This is a genomic window from Paraburkholderia sp. TE9906 (assembly GCF_056279605.1).
Window position 1 is genome coordinate 701,934 of record NZ_JBWCCT010000002.1, and the last position, 24,298, is coordinate 726,231.

16 protein-coding genes are annotated in these 24,298 nt (G+C 65.4%); 9 read left to right on the plus strand and 7 right to left on the minus strand.

The window, feature by feature from the left end; genetic code table 11:
- Nucleotides 1-87: 87 nt before the first annotated feature.
- Nucleotides 88-1,977 carry a glycoside hydrolase family 15 protein gene (locus ACZ9H4_RS07025; protein ID WP_476118569.1) on the minus strand — a complete coding sequence of 630 codons (1,890 nt, stop codon included), beginning with the start codon at nucleotides 1,975-1,977 and terminating at the stop codon, nucleotides 88-90.
- 228 nt (nucleotides 1,978-2,205) lie between these two features.
- Between ACZ9H4_RS07025 and ACZ9H4_RS07030 the strand changes: the two genes are divergently transcribed.
- Nucleotides 2,206-2,451 carry a hypothetical protein gene (locus ACZ9H4_RS07030; RefSeq protein WP_476118570.1) on the plus strand — a complete coding sequence of 82 codons (246 nt, stop codon included), beginning with the start codon at nucleotides 2,206-2,208 and terminating at the stop codon, nucleotides 2,449-2,451.
- A gap of 247 nt (nucleotides 2,452-2,698) precedes the next feature.
- Here ACZ9H4_RS07030 and ACZ9H4_RS07035 read toward each other — a convergent pair whose 3' ends face one another.
- Entirely contained in the window at nucleotides 2,699-2,851 is a 153-nt protein-coding gene (locus tag ACZ9H4_RS07035; RefSeq protein ID WP_007175701.1) for a DUF3096 domain-containing protein, read from the minus strand.
- A 381-nt stretch (nucleotides 2,852-3,232) separates the two neighbouring features.
- On the opposite strand from ACZ9H4_RS07035, the gene ACZ9H4_RS07040 reads away from it, so the two are divergent.
- Nucleotides 3,233-4,393 carry a lactonase family protein gene (locus tag ACZ9H4_RS07040; RefSeq protein WP_408324494.1) on the plus strand — a complete coding sequence of 387 codons (1,161 nt, stop codon included), beginning with the start codon at nucleotides 3,233-3,235 and terminating at the stop codon, nucleotides 4,391-4,393.
- Between the two features lie 165 nt (nucleotides 4,394-4,558).
- On the opposite strand, the gene ACZ9H4_RS07045 is transcribed toward ACZ9H4_RS07040, so the two are convergent.
- Both ACZ9H4_RS07045 and ACZ9H4_RS07050 read right to left on the minus strand, forming a co-directional pair.
- Nucleotides 4,559-8,758 (minus strand): FtsK/SpoIIIE family DNA translocase, encoded by a 4,200-nt coding sequence (locus tag ACZ9H4_RS07045; protein ID WP_476118571.1) that lies wholly within the window; start codon nucleotides 8,756-8,758, stop codon nucleotides 4,559-4,561.
- 300 nt (nucleotides 8,759-9,058) lie between these two features.
- A complete protein-coding gene (locus tag ACZ9H4_RS07050; RefSeq protein WP_476118572.1) occupies nucleotides 9,059-9,598 on the minus strand; it encodes an META domain-containing protein in 540 nt (179 codons plus the stop codon).
- A gap of 282 nt (nucleotides 9,599-9,880) precedes the next feature.
- Here ACZ9H4_RS07050 and purT point away from each other — a divergent pair, with 282 nt between their 5' ends.
- From purT to ACZ9H4_RS07080, 6 genes are all read left to right on the plus strand, one after another.
- Nucleotides 9,881-11,095, plus strand: coding sequence for a formate-dependent phosphoribosylglycinamide formyltransferase (purT, locus tag ACZ9H4_RS07055; RefSeq protein WP_476118573.1), 1,215 nt, complete (start codon nucleotides 9,881-9,883; stop codon nucleotides 11,093-11,095).
- 168 nt (nucleotides 11,096-11,263) lie between these two features.
- Nucleotides 11,264-11,476, plus strand: a complete 213-nt coding sequence (locus ACZ9H4_RS07060) for a DUF6726 family protein (RefSeq protein WP_408141693.1) — start codon at nucleotides 11,264-11,266, stop codon at nucleotides 11,474-11,476.
- Nucleotides 11,477-11,588: 112 nt separating this feature from the next.
- Nucleotides 11,589-11,957 carry an MliC family protein gene (locus tag ACZ9H4_RS07065; protein WP_408141694.1) on the plus strand — a complete coding sequence of 123 codons (369 nt, stop codon included), beginning with the start codon at nucleotides 11,589-11,591 and terminating at the stop codon, nucleotides 11,955-11,957.
- A 262-nt stretch (nucleotides 11,958-12,219) separates the two neighbouring features.
- On the plus strand, nucleotides 12,220-13,872 hold the full coding sequence (locus ACZ9H4_RS07070) for an acetolactate synthase large subunit (protein WP_408141695.1): 1,653 nt from the start codon (nucleotides 12,220-12,222) through the stop codon (nucleotides 13,870-13,872).
- 117 nt (nucleotides 13,873-13,989) lie between these two features.
- Entirely contained in the window at nucleotides 13,990-15,426 is a 1,437-nt protein-coding gene (locus tag ACZ9H4_RS07075; protein ID WP_408153898.1) for an aldehyde dehydrogenase family protein, read from the plus strand.
- Nucleotides 15,427-15,823: 397 nt separating this feature from the next.
- Nucleotides 15,824-17,305 carry a DEAD/DEAH box helicase gene (locus tag ACZ9H4_RS07080; protein ID WP_408141697.1) on the plus strand — a complete coding sequence of 494 codons (1,482 nt, stop codon included), beginning with the start codon at nucleotides 15,824-15,826 and terminating at the stop codon, nucleotides 17,303-17,305.
- 116 nt (nucleotides 17,306-17,421) lie between these two features.
- Here ACZ9H4_RS07080 and gluQRS read toward each other — a convergent pair whose 3' ends face one another.
- Nucleotides 17,422-18,309: a tRNA glutamyl-Q(34) synthetase GluQRS gene (gene gluQRS / locus ACZ9H4_RS07085; RefSeq protein ID WP_408141699.1), complete on the minus strand. Its 888-nt coding sequence runs from the start codon at nucleotides 18,307-18,309 to the stop codon at nucleotides 17,422-17,424.
- A 31-nt stretch (nucleotides 18,310-18,340) separates the two neighbouring features.
- Nucleotides 18,341-19,204, minus strand: a complete 864-nt coding sequence (locus ACZ9H4_RS07090; protein WP_476118574.1) for a sulfurtransferase — start codon at nucleotides 19,202-19,204, stop codon at nucleotides 18,341-18,343.
- Nucleotides 19,205-19,586: 382 nt separating this feature from the next.
- Here ACZ9H4_RS07090 and dnaE point away from each other — a divergent pair, with 382 nt between their 5' ends.
- Nucleotides 19,587-23,159, plus strand: a complete 3,573-nt coding sequence (dnaE, locus tag ACZ9H4_RS07095) for a DNA polymerase III subunit alpha (RefSeq protein WP_408141701.1) — start codon at nucleotides 19,587-19,589, stop codon at nucleotides 23,157-23,159.
- Between the two features lie 80 nt (nucleotides 23,160-23,239).
- Here dnaE and ACZ9H4_RS07100 read toward each other — a convergent pair whose 3' ends face one another.
- Nucleotides 23,240-24,010 carry a glycosyltransferase family 2 protein gene (locus ACZ9H4_RS07100; RefSeq protein WP_408141702.1) on the minus strand — a complete coding sequence of 257 codons (771 nt, stop codon included), beginning with the start codon at nucleotides 24,008-24,010 and terminating at the stop codon, nucleotides 23,240-23,242.
- Between the last annotated feature and the right edge of the window lie 288 nt (nucleotides 24,011-24,298).

Genomic DNA, 24,298 nt, shown 5'->3' on the forward strand with positions numbered 1-24,298 from the left:
GCCGACAGGTTGATCGATCATATCGAACAAAGTGCATTTGTGCAATGCAGCAATCTGCGCGCGGGTGGCACGCAAACTGTCATTAAATCATGCTACTGGCGATGTTGCCGCGCCGCTATCGGGGGTTGCCTCAGCCTTCAGTTTTCCGGAGCGGCCGCCGTTATGGCCCGGATGCCCGGTTGCCTGGGCCATTTCCTGTTCGTGCTTCATCAGGTTCAGGCCCGTGTGCACCAGCGCCACGTGCGAAAACGCCTGCGGGAAATTGCCGACCAGGCGCTTTACCGCCGGATCGTACTCTTCGGCGAGGAGGCCCACGTCGTTGCATAGCCCAAGCAATCGTTCGTACATCGCGATGGCCTCGTCGATACGGCCTTGCAGCGCGAGGTTGTCCACCATCCAGAACGAGCACGCGAGAAACGTGCCTTCCCCGGGCGGCAGGCCGTCGTCGTATTCGGTGGTGCGGTAGCGCATCACGAAGCCGTCGTGCATCAGGTCGCGCTCGATCGCCGCCACGGTGCCCTTGATGCGCGGATCGTGCGGCGGCAGGAAGCCGAGCATCGGCAGCAGCAGCACGCTTGCGTCGAGCTGGTCGCTGCCGTAGTACTGCGAGAACGCGTCGAGCTCGGCATTCCACGCTTTCTCGCAGACCTCCGCGTGAATCTGCGCGCGGGTGGCGCGCCATTCGTCGAGCGGGCCGTCGAGCTTGAACATGTCGGCCGAGCGGATCGCGCGATCGAACGCGACCCACGCCATCACCTTCGAGAAAGTGAAATGCTGGCGGCCGCCGCGCGTTTCCCAGATGCCTTCGTCGGGCTCCTGCCAGATCGTGCCGAGGTGTTCGAGCAGCGCGCGCTGCACGTTCCATGCGGTGTCGTCCGCCTGCAGGCCGCCGACGCGCGCCAGATGCAGCGCGTTCATTACTTCGCCATACACGTCGAGCTGGCGCTGGCCGACCGCGTTGTTGCCGATGCGCACCGGCTTCGCGCCTTGATAACCGGGCAGCCAGTCGATTTCGAATTCCGGCAGCCGCCGCTCGCCGGCGATCCCGTACATGATCTGCAGCTGCTCGGGCGAGCCGGCCATCACGCGGCCGAGCCAACTGCGCCATGCGCGCGCTTCGTCGTAGTAGCCGCCGCGCATCATCGCGAGCAACGTGATGGTGGCGTCGCGCAACCAGCAGTAGCGGTAGTCCCAGTTGCGCGTGCCACCGAGCTGCTCTGGCAGCGACGTGGTGGGCGCCGCGACGATGCCGCCGGTCGGCTCGTAGGCGAGCGCCTTCAGCGTGATCAGCGAGCGGCGGATCGCGCCGGCCCAGCGTCCTTCGACGGTGCCGCGCGCCGACCATTCGAGCCAGTGATTCTCGCTGCGCGCGAGCGACGTATGCGGATCGCGCGCGGGCGGAATGCGCAGATGCGAGGCCGCGTAGGCGAGCGAGAACGGCACCCGCTCGCCTTCGCTGACGGTGAAGTCGGCAACTGTCTTCATGTCTTCGCCGCGCAGCGCGACCGGCGTGCGCAGCACCGCGTTGTCCGGTCCGACGATCGCCTTGATGCCGCTGTCGTGCTTGAGCTTGTCGACCCACGGAATGGAAAAGCCGTAGTCGAAGCGCAGCACCAGTTCCATCTTCATGCGCACGGTGCCGCGTTTGCCGACGACGATGCGCACCATCTCCGACCAGCCGTTACCCGGCGGCATGAAGTCGATCAGCGTGACGGCGCCCTCGGGCGTTTCGAAATCGGTCTCGAGGATCAGGGTTTCGCCGCGATAGCGACGCGTGATGGTCGGCGCGGCGTTCGGGTCTTCCGATACCGGCGAGATCAGCCAGCGGCCGTTCTCGGGCGTGCCGAGCAGGGCGGCGAAACAGGCGCCGGAGTCGAAGCGCGGCCAGCAGAGCCAGTCGACGGAACCTTCGCGGGAGACGAGCGCGGCCGTGTGGCCGTCGCCGATGAGCGCATAGTCTTCGATGTTTGCGGGCATAGGGGAGCGTGTCGGTGATGACGCACGGCGAGGCCGTCGCGCTGGGTCATGGTTACTACCGGACCCGCGCGATGCGCATTGGTTCATCACGCAATGCGGCAAAACGCGGGTTGGTAATTGTCAAATCAGTGCCTACAATCGGATTTCGAGCCGAGCCCGGAGCCCGACCGGGCAGCGAGTCGGCCTTGCCCATGGCGCACGCAGGCGCCGTTTCCGAGGACGAAAGCCATGCTGAACCCGACGAAAACCGATTGCATCACGATACTCTCGGCCGCCGGCCAACTCGCCGGCGATTCGATGTTGCCGCTCGATCATGGCCGGCTGGGGCTGAGCCGCAACGGCATGCTGGCCGCTGCCGCGTTTCTGGTCGAACGGGCCTGCTTCCGGCGCTATCAGGAAGGTGACGGCCATTATGCCGTCGGCGCGCTGTCGTTGCAGGGACGCTTGCGGCTCGACCAGCTTTCGAACGGTTGACGCTCGGCGACGGGGCGCGTAAGCCGCGAGGCCGATGAGTGAGGCGGCGCTCCATGCGTCCGGTTTGATGACCTGCTAATCCGCTTGCGCAAAGCTGCATCGTGATGCGATGCAGCTTCGTTTCTGCCGCCGCATTTCCCACGTTTCTGTTCCGTGTCACGCGCGCGCTTTGCCGCGCCTTCCTTGCGCATTGACGATGTGCGGCCGGGCCGGCCCTGCGCCCGGCCGCACGTCGATTGCCGCCAACTCAGAAGTGCGACGACCCCACACCGAAGATCCCAATGATGCCGATGATGATCAGATAGAGCGCGACGATGTAGTTCAACAGGCGCGGCATGACGAGAATCAGAATGCCGGCGATCAACGAAACGAGCGGGCCCAGGCTGAGTGTGACGTTCATGAAGACTCCGTAGTGTGAAACGCGTAAGACGCGATTGAAGAAACGTCCCGCGACGCGGGACAATGGCTGCCGATGCGTGCCGGCAGCCGGATTCGCTGCATGATCCGACCCAACGCTTTTATACTTGCCTCGATAAGAACAACGCTCGACTCGCCGCGCGGCAGACCAGCGACATCATTACAACCGCTTCGATCCAATAACCGATGTGGAGGAGGTCATATGCTTCGTCGTCGCCGGGCGGCCGTGCGTGCCATTTCGAGTCCCGCTTCATCTGCTTTCCCGCCTTCCGTTTCGCCTGCCGCCGCTGCTTGCGGGGCGGGACACTCCGGGCGGCCTGCGCCTCTGCGCGCCGCCCGCTCGATAATAAAAGGTTTCGTGCTCATGGTCTCGATTGTTGCGTCGCACGCGTATGCGCAAGATTCCGGCCCGGTCCCCGCGGACGGCGTCTACAACATGCTGGTCGGCACCTACACCAGCGGCAAGAGCGAGGGGATCTACGTCTATCGCTTCGACACGAAGACAGGTGCGGCCACGCGCGTGTCGGTGGCGCAGACGGTCAATCCTTCGTTCCTCGTGGTGAGCCGTGACCGCCGCTTCGTCTATGCGGTCAACGAATTGCCCGGTGACGATGGCCCGGCCACGCAGCGCGGCGGTGTCAGCGCATTTCGCTTTGACGCCGCACAGGGGCAACTGACGTTCCTCAACAAGGTGTCGTCGGATGGCAATGATCCGTGCTATCTGAGTTTGTCGCCGGATGAGAAGTATCTGCTGAGCGCGAACTACTCGGTGGCGGCCGACCCCGGCGGCAGCTTCGCGGTGTTTCCGGTTGAGGGCGATGGCCGGCTCGGCGCGTCGGTGCTCACCGTGCATCACGAGGGCGGCGGTCCGGTGAAGGGGCGGCAGGACAACTCGCACGTTCACTCCACCGTGTTTTCGCCGGATGGGCGCTATCTCTTCGCGCAGGACCTCGGCGCCGACAAGCTCTACGCGTATCGCTACACGCCGGGCGACAGTCACGGCCCGGTCACGCCGACCGATTGGGGCTATACCCAGCAGAAGGCGGGCACGGGTCCGCGTCATCTGATCTTCGGCGCCAACGGCAAGCATGCGTACCTGACGAGCGAGCTGAACGCCTCGGTCAGCACGTTCGACTACGCCGACGGCAAGCTCAAGCTGGTGCAAACGCTTCCTCTGACGCAGCCAGGCTTCAAGGGCGCGGTCGGTGGGGCGGCGATCCATCTGTCGCCGGACGGACGCTTCGTGTACGCGTCCAATCGCGGCGACGCGAACGAGATCGTGATCTTTTCGGTCGATCCAGCCAACGGGCATCTGAAGAAGATCGGGCATCAATCGAGTCTCGGCAAGTCGCCGCGTGAGTTCGCGATCGATCCGACCGGCAACTGGCTGATCGTTGGCAATCAGAACAGCGATACGGTGTACGTGTTCAAGCGCGATCGTCAAACCGGTTTACTCGATCCGACGCCGAAGCAGCACTTCGAACTCGGCGCGCCGGTGGACTTCAAGCTGGTGTCGCCGTCGTGAAAGGACGGTGTCGTGCTTGATTCGAACGTGTGGGTGGAATGAAAAACGGGCCGCTTCGAGCGGCCCGTTTTTTTGCCTTGCGGCCGGCTCGGCAACTCGCCTTGCAACCGTCGACAGCCGATCAGCCATCCCTTGCAAGCCGCCGAGCGACAACCCACCGGGCCGCTATTCCGCCGGCCCCGGCGCGAGCACTTCGCGGCTGCCGTTGATGCTCATCGCCGACACGAGTCCCGCCGTCTCCATCTGCTCGACGAGGCGTGCCGCGCGGTTATAGCCGATGCGCAACTGCCGCTGCACCGACGAAATCGACGCGCGCCGCGTGCGCACCACGAACGCTACGGCTTCGTCATAGAGCGGATCGGCTTCCGCATCCGGCGATTCGCCGAACAGGTCCTGCGCCGCGCCGCCATCGGTAGCCGGGCCATCGAGAATGCCTTCCTCGTATTGCGGCTCGCCGAACTGCTTCAGATACTCGACGATCCGATGCACTTCCTCGTCGGCGACGAAAGCGCCGTGCACGCGTTGCGGATAGCCCGTACCCGGCGGCAGGAACAGCATGTCGCCCTGGCCGAGCAGCGACTCCGCGCCCATCTGATCGAGAATCGTGCGCGAGTCGATCTTCGACGACACCTGGAACGCGACGCGCGTCGGAATGTTCGCCTTGATGAGCCCGGTGATCACGTCGACCGAGGGCCGCTGAGTCGCCAGAATCAGGTGGATGCCGGCGGCGCGCGCCTTCTGCGCGAGCCGCGCGATCAGCTCTTCGATCTTCTTGCCCGCGACCATCATCAGGTCGGCCAACTCGTCGATCACCACCACGATCAGCGGCAGCGGCGCAAGCGGCTCGGGCGCTTCGGGCGTCAGCGAGAACGGGTTGCCGAGCTTCTTGCCCTTCACCTCGGTGTCACGGATCTTCTGGTTGAAGCCCGCGAGATTGCGCACGCCGACCGCGGACATCAGCCGGTAGCGCTTCTCCATTTCGCCGACGCACCAGTTCAGCGCATTGGCCGCGAGCTTCATGTCGGTGACGACCGGCGCGAGCAGGTGCGGGATGCCTTCGTACACCGACAGCTCCAGCATCTTCGGATCGATCATGATGAGGCGCACTTCCTCGGGCGTCGCCTTGTAGAGCAGCGAGCAGATCATCGCGTTGATCGCGACTGACTTGCCCGAACCGGTCGTGCCCGCGACCAGCATGTGCGGCGCCTTCGCCAGATCGGCGACGACCGGGTGACCGGTGATGTCCTTGCCCATCGCGAGCGTGAGTTGCGAGTGCGAGTTCTGGTAGACGCTTGCCTCGAGGATTTCGGACAGGCGGATCGTCTGGCGCTTCGCGTTTGGCAATTCGAGGCCCATGCAGGTCTTGCCGGGAATCGTTTCGACCACGCGGATGGAGGTGAGGCCGAGACCGCGCGACAGGTCTTTCATCAGGCCGACGATCTGACTGCCGCGCACGCCGAGCGCGGGCTCGACTTCGAAGCGGGTGATGACCGGACCCGCCGACGCGCCGACCACGGTGACCGGCACTTTGAATTCCTGCAGACGCTGCTCGATCAGCAGGCCGGTTTCGATGAGCTTTTCCTCGGAAACCGGTTCGACGTCGGTGTCGGCGCGCTCCAGCAGATCGAGCGTGGGCAGCTCGACCATCGATGCAGCGGGCGCGTGGAATTCGAAGCCGTTGGCCGGGGCGTGGCCGCGCAGCGGGGGGCGCTGGACGGCGGGCTCCGGGGACGGAGATGCCGATGGTGCGAACGTCACTGACGCGACGGGCGGTTCGGTCGTGCGGGCGGCGATAGCGGACTCTTCGGTGCCGTCCGCTTCTTCAATACCGATGGCAGGTGCCGACGATGCGGCCTGAGCCGCGAAACCCGGGAAGCGAACCACGTTCGACGCTTGCGGCTCGAGGCTTGGCGACGCGGCTGAAGAGGGGGTGTTCGCTGTGACGTTCGCTGCGGTGCTTGCCGCTGTTGCCGGTGCGAAAGTGCTCCCCGCTTCCGCTACGTTTCGCAGGGCAGGGAGGTGTGCCGTTTCTGGGTGGCTCAGTGTTGCTGCTTCGTTTGCATTCGCGCTTGCGACGTGCGTCGACGGGGTCTCGTGAGATGTCGATGCGTTTTCTGCTGGAACGCTGCTGCGGCTGACCGGCGGCGCGATCGATACCGTCGTGTCGCGCTGGGTCGCGATGACGTCGGCCTTGGTTTCCCAAGGCGCAAGCGTCTTATCGGCAAAGTTATCGGCAAAGACTTCTGCGGCCGGTACGGGCGGTTGCATCGTCGTTGCAGGAACGGCGGGCGATTCGACGACCGGAGCGGGTTCTTCCACGCGCGCCGCGACACTTTCATTCGTGGGCGCTGCGACGCTCGGCGCGATGGTGTGCGTCGACGCTACTGTTTCGCTGACTGGTTGCGTGAGCTCGGCAATCGGGTGCGTGTGGCTGTCGATGTGAACGGTCGATTGCGCCGGGTCGTCTTCGATGGGCGATGCGTCCGGTGCTGGCTGTTCTTCGCTCGCTTCCAACTGGGCCGCGAAGATCTGGAATGGCGTGGGCGTCACTGCCGGCGTCATGCCTTGCGGGGCAACTGTGACGGATGCATGCGTAGGCGGTGCGGGTGTCGCAGATGTGAACGCAGCGGAGGGCGGCGTGGGCGCAGAGACAGCATGCGCAGATGCAGCGGGGATAGACGCAACAGGCACAAACGCCGCATCCACTTCCGCAGGCTTGTCCACTTGCGCGACAAATCCAGGCGCCGCCGTCAGCGGCGCGTGAATGATCGGCGGCTCGATTGGCCAATGCACGATGGGCTCTGCATTCGTCTCGACTGGCGCATCGACTGCGGCTTCCATCCACGGTGACTCGACGGGCGCCGCTTCAATTGGCGTTTGCTCAAATGACGGCGCAACAGGCGGCTCGACCGCAAGCTCCGGCAAAGGCTCATCCGCACGCGCCGGCCAAGCCGTCCCAACCGCGCTGGCATGGCGTGCATCCTCACCAGGCCAGTCAACCTCGACCGACGGCCCGGCGTGCGCCGCCGGCGTCATCTTCACGCCTTCCGCGCCGCTGCTGCGCGCGAGGCTGACGCCGGCCAGATCGGTCCAGCGCGCGGCGTTTTCCGCGATGCTGCGCAGCGTTTCCTGGACGCTGGCGGGCGGCGAAACTGTCTGCGCCGCCGCCATGGGCCGCGTGTAACTTGGTGCCGTCCGAGACGTGGCCGACGTCGGCGTGACCGCGTTCGCCAGCGGGGCGGCCGGGAACGGTTGACGGGTCGCGACAGTGCTGTCGAGCGGAGCCGCTGCACGCTGCATCGCCGCCGAACGGCCCGCACCGGTTGCGGTATTCATCATCGAACCGGCCGCAGTGCTTGCGGCCGTACCTGCCGCTATGCCGTGCGCAGCTCTCGCCGACGCGCCTGCCGCGCTCGACGCGGCAGCACCGGGCACACCCGCCGCCATCGCCGAACCCGCGCCCGAATCAACCGACGCCCCCGACCGCTGTTCGCCAGCCGAGCGCCGGCCGACCTGCAACGCGCCATCGCGAGGCACCGCGGCAGAGGCGCCTGAAATGCCAGCCGCCCCAGCTCCCACCGACACTCCCGCACGCGGCGACGCAGTCTCCCGCAACCACCCGGCAGGCGCGACCGGCTCAGCCGGCATGAACGCCGCCTTATCGGCATTCGGCGCCGACTTCTGCATCGACGCCTGCCGCGGCGCAATCGCCGCGCCCGTGCGCAGCACTGGCTCGATTTGCGTCGCCTGGCTGCGCGGCGTCACGTTACCCGCGCGCCAGCTCGACCCGGCACCGCGCGCCGCCGCATCCTTGCCGGCCGCCGCGCCGCCCGCCGCCGCGCCACGCCCGCGCGCCGGCGGCCGCCACACGGTCGGACGCGTGTAGCGTCCATTGCTTTTCGGCGCCATCGTATTCGTGGCCGGCGAAACGTGCGAAGACAAACCGTCATCGACGCTGCGATGACGGCGCGCTTCCTCGTCGCGCCTGGCCAGTCCGGGCGACAGGCCGAGACCGAACGCGCCGTCCGCCCACGTGGCGAAATCACGCCAGCGGAAGTCGATCAGCCAGGGCAGGCTGATGAGAAGCAGGGCGAGCGCCGCTAGCGGCGTGCCGATATGCCCGAGCAGATGACCGAAGCCCGCAGCGAGCGCATGGCCCAGGCCATTGAGGCCTGCCACGTCGAGCAGCGACGCCTCGAGCGTGCAACTCGCCACCATCACGCAGACGAAGCCGAGCCAAAGGCGGATCGTGCCGGGGCCGCGCAAGCCTGCGCCGCCCGGCAGCACCGACTTCACGAGGCGCCACAAAAGAGGAATGAACCAGACGGCCGACCCGCCGAACCAGCCGAAAACTACCGTGTGCATACTAGACATCAACGAATGACGGACGCGCGAAAACGCAATCCGTCGAGTTTAAACCGGCGAAGCTCGAGGCTTCGAAGGCCGACGCAAGGATGCTTGCGTCCCAAGGGAGAGCAGACCGGTGCGCGGCCTGCCATCGGCGAAAAACAACGGCTGACGGAACACCGGGCGCACCTCGCGCGAGGCGGCCCGAACGCGGGTGCAAGTGTTCGACGGTGCGTCGAGTTGCCCGGGCGCGTACCACCACTTCACGTCGCGGGCGGGCGAGCCGGTTGCCCGCTCGGGCACCCTCTGGCGCACCTTTCATTTGGTGCTGCGATCGAAGGTCAGCGTGTCGCCGTTATCGAGCGTCAACTGCATCTGCTGCGGCTCGCGCATCTGCACCCCGGTGCGCTCGATGCGCGTCAGCGCGTCGAGAAACGCACCTTCGATATTGCCGCCCGGCGACGTGCACGCCATGCGCGTGCCGGCCAGCGGACCGAAGCTGAGCTTGCCGTCCTTCAGCGCGTATGTGCCCATGAAGCGATTGCAGCCGGAAAAGCCGCTCGCGTGACGCTGGCCCTTCGAAGTGGAGAGCATCAGCGTGATCGGTCCGCCCTGATCAGTGGACGGAATCGCGCGCGCCGTGCCGTCGGCCTGCTTCCAGGCGCTCAGCACCCAGCTCGTGTCGTCGAGCAGTTGCACGGCGGCGGGATTGAATGGATCTGGCGCCGCGGCGGCCGAGTCGGGATGTTTCGGGATCGCGCAGGCGCCCAGCAGCGCGGCGACGCTCAGCGCGGCAAGAGCCGCGCGCACGGGCGGGGTGAAGCGCGCAACACGTCGCGCGGAGGAGCTTTGGAGCATGGCGTCGTTCCTCTTCAAACTGGCGAAGGCGTAAGGGTAACGCACTAAGCTGGCCGCACGCGAGCGCAACGGCGTGCGAAAATTTTAGTGAGATAGCAGCGGCGCGCGGGCGCGCCATTGCCGCGTCCTTCGCGCGCGCTGCGTGCACCCCTGATGCACCTTTCGCGCACGAACAATGACAGGACAAAGCGGGCGCCGCGAGCAAGCCGCGGCGAGGGGCCCGCATGTTAACATCGTGTTCTGATCAATCCCACCCTCATCCTGACTTTTTCTGGAGACCCCATGCAGATCGGCCAACGGATCGGCACGCCCCTTTCTGAATCCGCCTCGCGCGTCATGCTGCTCGGCGCCGGCGAACTCGGCAAGGAGGTGATCATCGCGCTGCAACGGCTGGGTGTCGAAGTGATCGCCGTCGACCGTTACCCGAATGCGCCGGGCCATCAGGTCGCGCATCGCTCGCACGTGATCGACATGACCGACCGCGCCGCGCTGCGCGCGCTGGTCGAGCAGGAGCGTCCACATCTGATCGTCCCCGAGATCGAGGCGATCGCCACAGACGCGCTCGCCGCGATCGAAACCGACGGTCTCGCCGAAGTCATCCCGACCGCGCGCGCCACGCAACTCACCATGAACCGCGAAGGCATTCGCCGTCTCGCCGCGGAAGAGCTCGGCTTGCCGACCTCGCCATACGCGTTCGCCGATTCGCTCGACGAACTGCGCGCCGGGATCGCCAAGGTCGGCTATCCGTGCGTCGTGAAACCCGTCATGTCGTCGTCGGGCAAGGGGCAGTCGGTGCTCAGGAGCGAGGCCGACGTCGAAGCCGCCTGGCAATACGCGATGGCGGGCGGCCGCGTGAATCACGGCCGCGTGATCGTCGAAGGCTTTATCGACTTTGAATACGAGATCACGCAGTTGACGGTGCGCGCGATCGACCCGGCGAGCGGCGAAGTCAGCACGTATTTCTGCGATCCGATCGGCCACGTGCAGGTGGCGGGCGACTACGTCGAATCGTGGCAGCCGCAGCCGATGAGCCCGCTCGCGCTTGAACGCTCGCGCGAAGTGGCGCATAAGGTGACGGCCGCGCTCGGCGGCCGGGGTCTCTTCGGCGTGGAACTTTTCGTGCGCGGCGATGACGTATGGTTCTCGGAAGTGAGTCCGCGTCCGCACGACACGGGGCTCGTCACGCTGTGCTCGCAACGCTTCTCGGAGTTCGAACTGCATGCGCGCGCGATCCTCGGCTTGCCGGTGGATACGTCGCTGCGGGCGCCGGGGGCGTCGGCGGTAATTTATGGCGGGCTGGACGAAGCCGGAATTGCTTTCGAAGGCGTCGCGGCAGCGTTGGCGGTGCCCAATGCGGACCTGCGCCTGTTCGGCAAGCCGGAGAGTTTCGTCAAGCGTCGCATGGGCGTGGCGCTCGCCACCGGCGAGAACCTCGACGAAGCACGCTCGCGCGCGAAGCAGGCCGCGGCGGCGGTGCGGCCGGTGTCGGCGAAATAAGCCCGGGTGCCGTGCGCGAAGATGCGCTCACGCGTGTCGAGGTGTGCAACGCGACGCACGACACCGCGCGGCACCACGCGCGACACCCATTTACGCGCCGGCCACGCTTGCCGGGCGCTCCAAACAGAATGATGGAAGCTCGTCGAGCTCATCGGGATCGAGGTATTTATGGCGCCTGACTCGCGCAAGACCACGCAGTGCGGCATGACCGGCCGACTCGGCGCACTCGGCGTGGCGCTCGCGCTGTGTGCCGGGCTCACGGGCTGCGGTCTCGCGGCCGCGCCGTGCCGGGTCGCATCGGCCGGGCTGAAGATCGTGCCGCTGGTCGGACACGTCGCCGCCGCGCCGACCGATGCGTGCGCGGCGGTAATCGATCCTTGAGCGGCCGGTCGTCGCGTCATTCGCGTTCCGTCCGGTTGGGTATGCCGCCACAAACGCCGCCACAAACGCCGCATCAAACGCCATAGCAAAACAGCAACCAGCGAGGCATCCGATGAAGACATGGCTGGTTGCAGCAATCACAGCGGCGGGCCTCGCCGCGCTCGACGGCAACGCATGGGCCGCGCCATTTCAGGTCACGCAGATTCAGAGCAAAAATCGCCAGACGCACAAATACACCTGCGCGACCGGCAAGATTCTGCAGGTCACTTACTGGAACACCGCGAACGGCCAGAGCTTCGCGCTCGTGCCGGTGAATGGCAAACCGCTGCTGTTCGTCAACACGATGTCGGCGTCCGGTGCGAAATACCAGGCCGGCAGCTACACGTGGTGGACCAAGGGCCCGCGCGCCGATCTCTATGACGCGATGAACGGTGAGAATGCGCCGCCGGTTCTCTCCGACTGCGTCACCATCGTCCGCTAGGCGTGATGCGGCGGCTCTCCTTGTGCGTGCCGCCGCTTCGCCTTTGCCTGCTTCACGCCACCCCCGCCACCCCCGCCGCACCGCATGTCCCGCCTGCGCGCATCATTTCCGTTCGAGTAGTAAGCTGTCCGGCATGGCATTTGCCGTGCCGTCGTGCCATGCCGCGCGCTGTGCGCGCGGCCGTCGTCGTCTTCGATCGTCCGTTTCCGGAGCCTGAGGGTTGGGCTCACGGCCCGCGTCCGTATCATCAAGCGAGACCTCAATGAAAGCATCGGACCTGTTCGTCAAATCGCTGGAAGCCGAAGGTGTCGAGTATGTGTTCGGCATCCCCGGTGAAGAAAATCTCGATCTGCTCGAATCGCTGCGCCGCTCGAAAATCCGTCTGATTCTCACGCGCCACGAACAGGCGGCCGGTTTCATGGCCGCCACTTATGGGCGCCTCACCGGCCGCACCGGTGTATGTCTGGCCACGCTCGGCCCCGGCGCGACCAACTTCGTGACCGCCGCCGCGTATGCGCAGCTAGGCGGCATGCCAATGCTGATGGTCACCGGGCAAAAGCCGATCAAGTCGAGCAAGCAGGGCCATTTTCAGATCGTCGACGTGGTGCGGATGATGGAGCCGCTCACCAAGTACACGCGGCAGATCGTGTCGATCAGCAACATTCCGGCGGCGGTGCGCGAGGCGGTCCGGCAGGCCGAGGAAGAGCGGCCCGGCGCCACCCACCTCGAATTGCCCGAAGACGTCGCGCACGAAGAGGGCGACGGCAAGCCGATCCCGAAGAGCTATAGCCGCCGCCCCGTCGCCGAGGAAAAAGCGGTCGCGCGCGCGGTCGAGGCGATCATCGGCGCGAAGCATCCGTTGCTGATGATCGGCGCGGGCGGCAACCGCAAGACCACCACCAAGATGCTGCGCGAGTTCGTCGATCAGATCGGCATACCGTTCTTCACCACGCAGATGGGCAAGGGCGTGATCGACGAATCGCATCCGATGTGGCTCGGCAACGCGACCCTGTCCGACGGCGACTTCGTGCACCGCGCGATTGAGCACGCGGACTGCATCATCAACGTGGGTCACGACGTGATCGAGAAGCCGCCGTTCTTCATGCGCAGCGGCGAAGCGGGCGAGAAGACAGTGATTCACGTCAACTTTCTCGGCGCGGAAGTCGACACGGTGTATTTCCCGCAGATCGAAGTGGTCGGCGACATCGCCAACGCGGTATGGCAGTTGAAGGAAAGCCTCAAGGAGCGTCAGGAGCATTGGGACTTCACGCGCTTCAAGGAGATCAAGCAGCACTTCGAGGCGCATCTGGTCAAAGGCCAGCACGACGACCGCTTCCCGATGTATCCGGTGCGGATCGTCAACGATGTGTACGAGACCACGCCGGTGGACGGCATCGTGTGTCTGGACAACGGCATGTACAAGATCTGGTTCGCCCGCTACTACCGCGCGCATGAACCGAATTCGCTGCTGCTCGACAACGCGCTCGCGTCGATGGGCGCGGGCTTGCCCTCGGCGATCGCCACCAAGATCGTGCACCCGGATCGCAAGGTGATGGCCGTATGCGGTGACGGCGGCTTCCTGATGAATTCGCAGGAACTGGAAACGGCGGTGCGTCTGAAGCTCGATCTGGTGATCCTGATCCTGCGCGACGACGCGTTCGGCATGATCCGCTGGAAGCAGGAGAACATGAACTTCCCCGACTACGGCATGACGCTCGCCAATCCGGATTTCGTCGCGTACGCGCAGAGCTATGGCGCGAAGGGGCATCGGATCGAATCGGCCGCGGAGTTCGCGCCTTTGCTGCGCGAATGCTTCGTGACGCCCGGTGTGCACGTGATCGATGTGCCGATCGACTACTCGGACAACGAGCGCGTGCTCAACCGCGAGATCAAGCGGCTGTCCGCGCAACTGTGAGTTTCGTCTGACCCGGAAGCGGGCGGCATGGCGCTTGCGCGCCGTGCCGCCGCGACTGCTGGTACCGCTTTTGCTGCTTCTTGCTGCTGTCAGGTATCGGATCAAGGAGAACGCATCATGTTGAAGAAGACTTACCCGTACTACCTCGCCAACGAGGCGGTGGCCGCCAACACCGATCTCGAAGTCACCGATAAATTCAGCGGCGAAGTGGCGACCCGCGTCGCGATGGCCGACGCGGCAGCGATCGACAAGGCGATCGGCCACGCCGTCGACGCGATGCCCGCCATGCGCGCGTTCCCGCCGTTCAAGCGCCAGGCGGTGCTCGAACACTGTGTGAAGCGCTTTCGCGAGCGTTATGACGAACTGGCGCTCGCGCTGTGCATCGAGGCGGGCAAGCCGATCAACGATTCGAAAGGCGAGGTCACGCGCCTGATCGACACGTTCAAGGTGGCCGCCGAGGAGAGCGTGAGGATCGACGGCGAGATCGTCAATCTGGAGATTTCACCGCGCGCGAAGGGCTATCACGGCTACGTGAAGCGCGTGCCGATCGGGCCGTGCTCGTTCATCTCGCCGTTCAATTTTCCGTTGAATCTGACCGCGCACAAGGTCGCGCCGGCGATTGCCGCGGGCGTGCCGTTCGTGCTGAAGCCGGCGAGCCGCACACCGGTCGGCGCGCTGATCATGGGCGAGATCCTTGCGGAAACCGATCTGCCGAAAGGCGCGTTCTCGATCCTTCCCGCGCATCGCGACGGCGCCGATCTGTTTACTACCGACGAACGTTTCAAGCTGCTGTCGTTCACCGGTTCGCCGGCGGTCGGGTGGGATCTGAAGGCGAAGGCCGGCAAGAAGAAAGTGATTCTGGAGCTGGGTGGCAACGCGGCCGCGATCGTCGACGGCGATCAGGGCGGCAAGCTCGACTACGTGGTCGAGCGGCTCGCGTTCGGCGCGTTCTATCAGTCGGGGCAGAGCTGCATCGGCGTGCAGCGGATTCTGGTGCACGCGAAGGTGTACGACGCGCTGCGCGAGAAGCTGATTGCGAAAACGCAGTCGCTGGTGATGGGCGATCCGAAAGACGAAAAGACCTTCGTCGGGCCGATGATCTCCGAATCGGAGTCCAAACGCCTCGCCGGCTGGATGGACGGCGCGGTGCAGGCGGGCGCGACAATCGTCGCGGGCGGCAAGGTCGACGGCGCGATGTTCGAGGCCACGCTGCTCGAAGGCGTGAAGCGCGACACCGATCTGTATCGGAAGGAAGCTTTCGGGCCGGTCGCGATCCTGGAGCGCTTCGACGATTTCGAGGCCGCGCTCGCGACGGTCAACGACAGCGACTTCGGTCTGCAAGCGGGCGTGTTCACTGATTCGCTCGCGCATGCGCATCGCGCGTGGGACGCGCTCGAAGTGGGCGGTGTGGTGATCAACGACGTGCCGTCGTTCCGGGTCGACAATATGCCGTATGGCGGCGTGAAGGATTCGGGGCTGGGGCGCGAAGGTGTGCGCTACGCGATCGAAGATATGACTGAGATGCGTTTGATGGTGATGCGCGAGACGTGGTGAGGGGGCGTGGCGGTTGGGAAGCGAGCGGGGTAGGGCAGGCGCCGGCTACGCGAGCCCCTCCTGTCACGCAATTGTCGCCTGCGCGCACTACGCTCGCGAGCGAGGCGGGCCGCCGCCCGGCGGCGATCCGCCGGCGTTCGCGCGACGCGCTCCCGCGACGAGCTTTCGCCGACGTAAGCAGAAAGCCGTCACGTGCGCCATGAGTGTTTTTGCTGAAGTGCTACAATACCGGCCTTTCCGGCGGGTGTTTCCGCCGGCCGGAGCCGGCCGCAGTTTTCCCGAAGCACTGACGGGTCCCGTGCGGAACGCCGTGGCTCCGCCTTCATCCTGATGCCCTCTGCGGTTTCGACCGCTGCCGCGCGCACCCGCGCCAAGCGCATTTTTAGCGAAAGCCACCATGTCCGACACAGCCGTCACGCCCAGCACTGCGACTTTTGATCAATTCGGTCTCGCGCCCGACATCCTGAAAGCCGTCAAAGAATCGGGCTACACCACGCCAACGCCTATCCAGGCGGAGGCGATTCCCGTCGTGCTGGCCGGCCGTGACGTGATGGGCGCCGCGCAGACCGGCACCGGCAAGACCGCGAGTTTCTCGCTGCCGATCATCCAGCGGCTGCTGCCGCAGGCCAGCACGAGCGCATCGCCCGCACGCCATCCGGTGCGCGCGCTGATCCTCACGCCGACCCGCGAACTCGCCGACCAGGTCGCCGCGAACGTGCAGTCGTATGCGAAGCACACGGCGCTGCGCAGCGCCGTGGTGTTCGGCGGCGTGGACATGAATCCGCAGTCCGAGCAACTGCGCCGCGGCGTCGAAATCCTGATCGCCACGCCGGGCCGTCTGCTCGATCACGTGCAACAGAAAACCGCCAACCTGGGCCAGGTGCAGATCCTCGTGCTCGACGAAGCCGACCGAATGCTCGACATGGGCTTCCTGCCGGACCTGCAGCGCATCCTGAACCTGCTGCCGAAGGAACGTCAGACGCTGCTGTTCTCGGCCACCTTCTCGGGCGAAATCAAGAAGCTCGCGGCCACGTATCTGCGCAACCCGCAGACCATCGAAGTCGCGCGCAGCAACTCGACCGCGACCAACGTTACCCAGATCGTCTACGAAGTCGCCGAGGGCGACAAGACCGGCGCGGTCGTGCAACTGATCCGCGAGCGCAGCCTCAAGCAGGTGATCGTGTTCTGCAACAGCAAAATCGGCGCGAGCCGGCTTGCGCGCAGCCTCGAACGCGACGGCGTGGTGGCGACCGCGATTCACGGCGACCGCTCGCAGAACGAGCGTATGCAGGCGCTCGACGCGTTCAAGCGCGGCGAGATCGAAGCGCTGGTGGCGACCGACGTCGCCGCGCGCGGTCTGGACATCGCCGAACTGCCGGCGGTGATCAACTTCGACCTGCCGTTCAACGCGGAAGATTACGTACACCGGATCGGCCGTACCGGGCGTGCTGGGGCGTCGGGCGACGCGCTGTCGCTGTGCAGCCCGAACGAGCGCAAGCAGCTTGCCGATATCGAGAAGCTGATCAAGCGGCCTCTGGATGTGCAACGCCTGACCGTTGCAGCGCCGGTGCGTCATCACCATGAAGAGCGCGCGCCGCGCCGCGAGCGCAGCGGCGATGGCCGTGAGGGTCGCGACGAGCGCGGCAGCCGCCGTCGTACGGGCGCGCCGTCGTCGGGCTCGTTCGACCGGCCGCATCACCATCGCGCGCAACCAGTGGATGACTTTTTCCTGAAGCCGTATGAGCCGTCGGCATCTTCGATGCGTAAGGTCGAAGAAGCGGCCGCAGCGGCCGCGCCGCAGAAGTCTGGCTCGAAGCAGCCGTTGGCGGCATTGCTGGGCGGGTTTGGCATGCCGAGGAAGTCGACTTCGTCGTCGTGATGCTGGCGGGGAAGGTTTAGTGCCTTTTGACGCCTTGCAAGGTTCTTCAGACGTTTCTGTGGTTTAAACGTCTCAAGCATCTCAAGCGCTTCGCGGTTTCCACCGCGAAGCGCTTTTTATTTTGTGACGCCCATGCGCCGGGCCCATGCCGTCGTGGCGGCGGCATAGAAGCCGTCCAGCGTCGTGTGAGCCTGGCCATTCAGGTCGCCGAGTCCCAGATGGCGCGCCGCGGCGCTCAGCGCTTCGAGCGGCCTGTCGCTGTCGAGCGCGGTTGCGCCGTTCTGCTTGCTCAGCTTTTCGCCGAGTTCGTTCGTCACGACGGGCACATGCAGATACCGCGGCGTCGGCACACCAAGGCAGCGTTGTAGATAAATCTGCCGCGCAGTCGAATCCATCAGATCCACGCCGCGCACAATGTGCGTGATGCCCGCATCCGCATCGTCGACCACCACCGCCAACTGATACGCCCATTGGTCGTCCGCACGCTTCAGAACGAAGTCGCCGACTTCGGTGGCGAGGTTTTGCGTCTGCCGGCCCTGCCAGCGATCGTCGAACGCGATCACGGCAGCAGCGCCGTCGGGCACGCGCAGCCGCCAGGCGCGCGCCGGTTTGCCGTTCAGACCGTGACGGCAGGTGCCGGGGTACGCGAGGGTCGTGTTGCGCGCATGCGCGTGCAGCAGCGAGTCGGCGATTTCCTTGCGCGTGCAGCCGCACGGATAGATCAGCCCGGTCGGCTTCAGTTGCGCCAGCGCCTGCTCGTAGCGCGCCACGCGCCGGCTTTGCCAGAGGGGTGCTTCATCGGCGTGCATGCCGAAGCGCGCGAGGGTCGCGAGGATGTCGTCGGCGGCGCCCGGCACGGTGCGCGGCCGGTCGATGTCTTCGATCCGCACGAGCCAGGTGCCCTCATGCGCGCGGGCGTCGAGCCAGCTTGCCAGTGCGCTGACCAGCGAGCCGAAATGCAGCGGCCCGGTAGGCGACGGTGCAAAGCGTCCGCGATAGGTCATGGTCGGGTGGCGTTGTGGTGCGCCGCCACCATCACGCCGCGCGCGCCGCCTTGCCGTCCGGATGACACGCCGGGCAGGTCTTGCCCGCCACGTACAGCGGCGATTGCTGCGCTTCGGGCGTGACCACGGCGCGGCAGCCGAAGCATTGCGCGGTCGCGGTAGGCTGCAGCTGCGGGTTCAGCGCGGTGCGGTAGTCGAACACGAAGCAGTCGCCGTGATAATGCGCGCCGCCCACTTCCTCGAAGTACTTCAGGATGCCGCCTTCGAGCTGGTACACGTTTTCGATGCCGACTTCCTTCATGTGGATCGCGGCTTTCTCGCAGCGAATCCCACCGGTGCAGAACGACACCACCGTCTTGCCTTCGAGATCGGCGCGATTGTTCTCGATCACCTCGGGAAACTCGCTGAATTTCGTAATGCGGTAGTCGAGCGCGTCGTCGAACGTGCCGACGTCCACTTCGAATGCGTTGCGCGTGTCGAGCATCACGACCGGGCGGCCCTCGTCATCATGACCGCGGTCCAGCCAGGCCTTCAGCGTGGGAGCGTCGACGAACGGCGCGCGGCTGAGTTCCGGACGGATGGCCGGCTTCTTCATCGTGATGATTTCGCGCTTGAGCTTGACCAGCATGCGCGTGAACGGCTGCTTGTCCGACAGGCTTTCCTTGAATTGCAGGTTGGCGAACTTGCCCTCGAACAGCGCATCGTGACGGATGTAGTCGATGAACGCGTCGGTGTGCTCGCGCGAGCCGGCGACGAACAGGTTGATGCCTTCCGGTGCCAGCAGAACGGTGCCGCGCAGGCCAAGCGCGTTGCAGCGTTCAGTGACGAGCGGGCGCCAGGCGGCGGTGTCTTCGATGGTCGCGAAATGATACGCGGCGAGATTGACGATACTCATGTGTGTTCAGCGGTAAGCAGCGGTATGAAGTGGCCGGCGTGGCGAAGCGCGGGGGCGTCGAGCCGCCGCGCGCGGCCCGGGATAGCCGGGCGGAGCCAGGGTGTCGCGGCCACGTCGAAAAGGGCGAAAGCGCTATTATCCCTCAACCCGGCGTTTCCCCGGACTCGGCCGAATGGCCAGCCGATTGCGCCAGCTCAAATTGTCCGGCAATTTGTGGCGCCGGGTGGTGCGGTTTCCTGCGGTCGCCGCACGGTCGAGCCTGCCGCTCAAGCCGCGCGCCATGTTGCGAAACGCCCGCGCCGTGGCGCTGCCGCGTTCGCGTCCTAAGCCGGACGGCTAACGCGCGGTTTTGCGCTGAACACGGCGGAAGGGTGGAGTTACAATGTCGCCCATGTCAGATCCCCGCTTCGTTCATCTCCGCGTTCACTCCGAATTCTCGATTGCCGACGGCATCGTGCGTCTTGACGACATCGTCAAGGCCGCGGCCAAAGACGGCCAGGGCGCGCTCGCCCTCACCGATCTCGGCAACGCGTTCGGCCTCGTCCGTTTCTACAAGGAAGCCCGCGGCAAAGGGGTCAAACCCATTGCCGGCTGCGACGTCTGGATCACCAATCCGGACGACCGCGACAAGCCTTCCCGTTTGCTGCTGCTGGTCAAGGACCGGCGCGGCTATCTGAATCTGTGCGAACTGCTCAGCAAGGCATCGCTCACGAACCAGCATCGCGGCCGCGCGGAAGTCGAAGCCGGCTGGCTCGAATCCGGGCTCGGCGAGGGGCTGCTCGCGTTGTCGGGCGCGCAGCAGGGCGACGTGGGGCTCGCGCTTGCGGCCGGCAACGAGGAAGCGGCGAGGCGCAACGCGCTGCATTGGGCGAAGGTGTTCCCGGGAGGCTTCTACATCGAGCTGCAGCGTTGCGCCCAGCCGGGCGGCGAGCAATACGTGCAACAGGCGGTCGCGCTCGCGGCATCGCTGAAATTGCCGGTGGTCGCCACGCACCCGATGCAGTTCATGACGCCGGACGACTTCACCGCGCACGAAGCGCGCGTGTGTATTTCCGAGGGCGACATTCTCGCGAATCCGCGCCGCCCGAAGCGCTTCACGTCCGAGCAGTATTTCCGCACGCAGGAGGAAATGGCCGCGCTGTTCGCGGACATTCCGTCGGCGCTCGCCAACACCGTCGAGATCGCGAAGCGTTGCAATCTCACGCTCGAACTCGGCAAGCCGAAGCTGCCGCTGTTCCCGACGCCCGACGGCATGTCGCTCGACGACTATCTCGTGCTGCTGTCGAAAGAGGGCCTCGAAAAGCGTCTCGAACAGTTGTACCCGGACGAAGCCGAGCGCGCCGCGCAGCGCGAAACCTACTACCAGCGCCTCGAATTCGAGTGCGGCACGATCATCAAGATGGGCTTTCCGGGCTACTTCCTGATCGTCGCGGACTTCATCAACTGGGCGAAGAACAACGGCGTGCCGGTCGGACCGGGCCGGGGCTCGGGCGCGGGTTCGCTGGTCGCCTACGCGCTCGGCGTGACCGATCTCGACCCGCTGCGCTACAACCTGCTGTTCGAGCGTTTCCTGAATCCGGAGCGGGTGTCGATGCCCGACTTCGACATCGACTTCTGCCAGCACGGCCGCGATCGCGTGATCCAGTACGTGAAGGAGAAGTACGGTGCGGACGCCGTATCGCAGATCGCGACGTTCGGCACGATGGCCGCGAAAGCGGCGGTGCGCGACATCGGCCGGGTGCTCGATCTCGGCTACATGTTCACCGACGGCATCGCCAAGCTGATTCCTTTCAAGCCGGGCAAGCACGTCACGATCGCCGACGCGATGAAGGAAGAGCCGCTGTTGCAGGAGCGCTTCGATAACGAAGACGAAGTGCATCAGCTGATCGAACTCGCGCAGCGCGTCGAAGGCCTCACGCGTAACGTCGGCATGCACGCGGGCGGCGTGCTGATCGCGCCCGGCAAGCTGACCGATTTCTGCCCGCTCTACACGCAGGGCGACGAAAGCGGCGTCGTCAGCCAGTACGACAAGGACGACGTCGAAGCCGTCGGCCTCGTGAAGTTCGACTTTCTGGGCTTGACCACGCTGACGATTCTCGACTGGGCCGAGCGCTATATCCGCCGCCTCGATCCGTCGAAGCAGGACTGGTCGCTCGGCCAGGTGCCGCTCGACGATCCGGCGTCGTTCTCGGTTCTCAAGAAGGCGAATACGGTCGCCGTGTTCCAGCTGGAAAGCCGCGGCATGCAGGGCATGCTGAAAGACGCGCAGCCCGACCGCTTCGAAGACATCATCGCGCTGGTCGCGTTGTACCGTCCGGGCCCGATGGACCTGATCCCGAGCTTCTGCGCGCGTAAGCACGGCCGCGAAGTGGTCGAGTATCCGGACCCGCGTGTCGAATCTGTTCTGAAAGAGACCTACGGCATCATGGTCTACCAGGAGCAGGTGATGCAGATGGCGCAGATCATCGGCGGCTACTCGCTGGGCGGCGCCGACTTGCTGCGTCGCGCGATGGGTAAGAAGAAGGCCGAGGAGATGGCCGAGCATCGCGAGTTGTTCCGTCAGGGCGCCGCGAAGAACGGGCTGACCGCCGAGAAGGCCGACGAAATCTTCGACTTGATGGAGAAGTTCGCGGGCTACGGCTTCAACAAGTCGCACGCGGCCGCGTATGCGCTGCTCGCGTACTACACCGCGTGGCTCAAGGCGCACCATCCGGCGGAATTCATGGCGGCGAATATGTCGCTCGCCATGGACGACACGGACAAGGTCAAGATCCTGTTCGAAGACTGTCTGACGAACAAGATGGCCGTGTTGCCGCCGGACGTGAATCTGTCCGCGTATCGCTTCGAGCCGGTCGCCGAAGCCGACGGCAAGCGCTCGAAAACGATTCGCTATGGCCTGGGCGCGGTCAAGGGCAGCGGCCAGAACGCGATCGAAGAAATCCTGCGCGCGCGCGAAGACGGCCCGTTCATCGACATCTTCGATTTCTGCAACCGCGTCGACCGCCGCATCGTCAATCGCCGCACGATTGAAGCGTTGATTCGCGCGGGCGCGTTCGACACCTTGCATGCGAATCGCGCGCAGCTGATCGCGTCCGTTTCGCTCGCGATGGAAGCGGCCGAGCAGGCGAGTGCCAATGCGTTGCAAGCGGGTCTGTTCGACATGGGCGACGCGCCGTCGCAAGGTCACGAGCTGGTCGACGAGCCGGAATGGCCGGAAAAGAAGAAGCTGCAGGAAGAGAAGGCCGCGCTCGGCTTTTATCTGTCGGGCCATTTGTTCGACGCCTACAAGGACGAAGTGCGCCGCTTCGTGCGCCAGAAGATCGGCGAGTTGAAGGAAGGGCGCGACAAGCTGGTCGCGGGCGTGATCGCGTCGCTGCGCACACAGATGACCCAGCGCGGCAAGATGCTGATCGCGCTGCTCGACGACGGCACCGGCCAGTGCGAAGTGACGGTCTTCAACGAGACCTTCGAAGCGCACAAGCAACTGTTCAAGGAAGACGAACTGCTGGTCGTGCAAGGCCAGGCGCGTAACGACGCGTTCACGGGCGGCATCCGCTTTACCGTCGACACGGTCATGGATCTGGGCCGCGCGCGCTGCCGCTACGCGGAAGCCGTGAAGGTGCAGATGAACGGCAATGCAGATGCGCTGGCGTTGCGCCGCGTGCTCGAAGCGCATAGCGCCGGCAAGGACGAGCCGCAGGCGGCTCCCGCGCCGGCGGCATCATCGCGCGGCAATGGCGGCGGGCGCAACGGCGGCGGTTATGGCAACGACAGTGGCCGTCAACGCCAGGCTGTGCAGATTCCGAACGGCCTGGCTGTGCAGGTGGTTTATCGCAGCGAAAACGCGCAAGGCGAAATGCGTCTGGGCGATGCCTGGCGCGTGAAGCCGACCGACGAACTGCTCGCCGCGTTGCGTGGCGAGTTTGCGGGAAGTTCGATCGAGATCGTTTATTGAGGTTCGGGTTTGGTCCGCGCGGTTCGGGCGGACCAAATTTCGGCCCGCGTTGAGCGCCGTCACTCCACGCCGCCTTAGCTTCACCCCCTGCCGCGCCGCGCCGCTTCGCCCAAACGCGCCAGCTTCAAAAACCGGTAGTACACCGTTTCCGCGTTGAACACAGCAATCATGAAGCCGGCGCGGCCATCCAGAAAACCGCGCCGCAGCAGATAGGTCCGCACGAACGCCCACGCGCCGCGCCCAAGCGCCTTGCCGAAGCTGCCGCGCTGACCCGCCGCGTGACGTTGCTGCGCGCCCGCCGTCGAATACGCATCGAGCTTGCGCAGCACGCCTTCGAAGTCCTCGTACGAGTAGTGCATCAGCTTGCCGGTCAGACGCTGCGCGGGGGTGTCGAACACGAGGCGCTCGTGCACGAGGTCGTCGGAGAAACGCGCGGCGCCGCGTTTGAACAGACGCGGAATCCAGTCCGGGTACCAGCCGCTGTGATGAATCCAGTGGCCGCAAAAACTCGACAGCCGGTCCACCGCGTAGACGTCGGCGGTGGGGGCGATGAGCGCCGCGCGCATTGCCACGGCCAGTTCCGGCGAGACGATTTCGTCGGCGTCGATCGATAGAATCCAGCTTGTGCTGAGCGCGTCGACCGCGCGGTTCTTTTGCGGGCCGAAGCCGGGCCAGTCGGTTTGTTCGATCACGCGGGCGCCGTGCGCGCGGGCGATGTCGGCGGTGCCGTCGGTGCTGCCGCCGTCGATCACGACGATCTGATCGGCAAAGGCCACGGCTTGCAGGCATTCGGCCAGCCGCGCCGCCGCGTTTCGGGTGATGATGGCGACGCCGAGGGTGGTTTCTTGCATACCTGAGTTGCGTAGGCTGGGTTCGAGTGGCGAGGAACGCGGGATGGTGGAGGCTAGACGTGCAAACGAGTCTCGCGAGTATACACAGCCTCGCTCATCCGGCCCCACGCTAAAGCGCCAGGCGCAGCGCGTGGAGCGTCGGCCGTCGCGCGCCTGGCTTTGCGGGTTCTCGCGTGCGGTGACCACACCCCCCAACGCCACCCACTCCGTCCCGGCCTCCACCCCCAACCGATTACAATGCTCTTTTTCGATATTCCCCGCAGCGCCCATCCGGCGCGCCGCGCGGTT

Coding starts and splice junctions, on each gene's coding strand:
- ACZ9H4_RS07025 (WP_476118569.1), bottom strand. CDS start 1,977: ATGCCCGCAAACATCGAAGACTATGCGCTCATCGGCGACGGCCACACG.
- ACZ9H4_RS07030 (WP_476118570.1), top strand. CDS start 2,206: ATGCTGAACCCGACGAAAACCGATTGCATCACGATACTCTCGGCCGCC.
- ACZ9H4_RS07035 (WP_007175701.1), bottom strand. CDS start 2,851: ATGAACGTCACACTCAGCCTGGGCCCGCTCGTTTCGTTGATCGCCGGC.
- ACZ9H4_RS07040 (WP_408324494.1), top strand. CDS start 3,233: ATGGTCTCGATTGTTGCGTCGCACGCGTATGCGCAAGATTCCGGCCCG.
- ACZ9H4_RS07045 (WP_476118571.1), bottom strand. CDS start 8,758: ATGCACACGGTAGTTTTCGGCTGGTTCGGCGGGTCGGCCGTCTGGTTC.
- ACZ9H4_RS07050 (WP_476118572.1), bottom strand. CDS start 9,598: ATGCTCCAAAGCTCCTCCGCGCGACGTGTTGCGCGCTTCACCCCGCCC.
- purT (WP_476118573.1), top strand. CDS start 9,881: ATGCAGATCGGCCAACGGATCGGCACGCCCCTTTCTGAATCCGCCTCG.
- ACZ9H4_RS07060 (WP_408141693.1), top strand. CDS start 11,264: ATGGCGCCTGACTCGCGCAAGACCACGCAGTGCGGCATGACCGGCCGA.
- ACZ9H4_RS07065 (WP_408141694.1), top strand. CDS start 11,589: ATGAAGACATGGCTGGTTGCAGCAATCACAGCGGCGGGCCTCGCCGCG.
- ACZ9H4_RS07070 (WP_408141695.1), top strand. CDS start 12,220: ATGAAAGCATCGGACCTGTTCGTCAAATCGCTGGAAGCCGAAGGTGTC.
- ACZ9H4_RS07075 (WP_408153898.1), top strand. CDS start 13,990: ATGTTGAAGAAGACTTACCCGTACTACCTCGCCAACGAGGCGGTGGCC.
- ACZ9H4_RS07080 (WP_408141697.1), top strand. CDS start 15,824: ATGTCCGACACAGCCGTCACGCCCAGCACTGCGACTTTTGATCAATTC.
- gluQRS (WP_408141699.1), bottom strand. CDS start 18,309: ATGACCTATCGCGGACGCTTTGCACCGTCGCCTACCGGGCCGCTGCAT.
- ACZ9H4_RS07090 (WP_476118574.1), bottom strand. CDS start 19,204: ATGAGTATCGTCAATCTCGCCGCGTATCATTTCGCGACCATCGAAGAC.
- dnaE (WP_408141701.1), top strand. CDS start 19,587: ATGTCGCCCATGTCAGATCCCCGCTTCGTTCATCTCCGCGTTCACTCC.
- ACZ9H4_RS07100 (WP_408141702.1), bottom strand. CDS start 24,010: ATGCAAGAAACCACCCTCGGCGTCGCCATCATCACCCGAAACGCGGCG.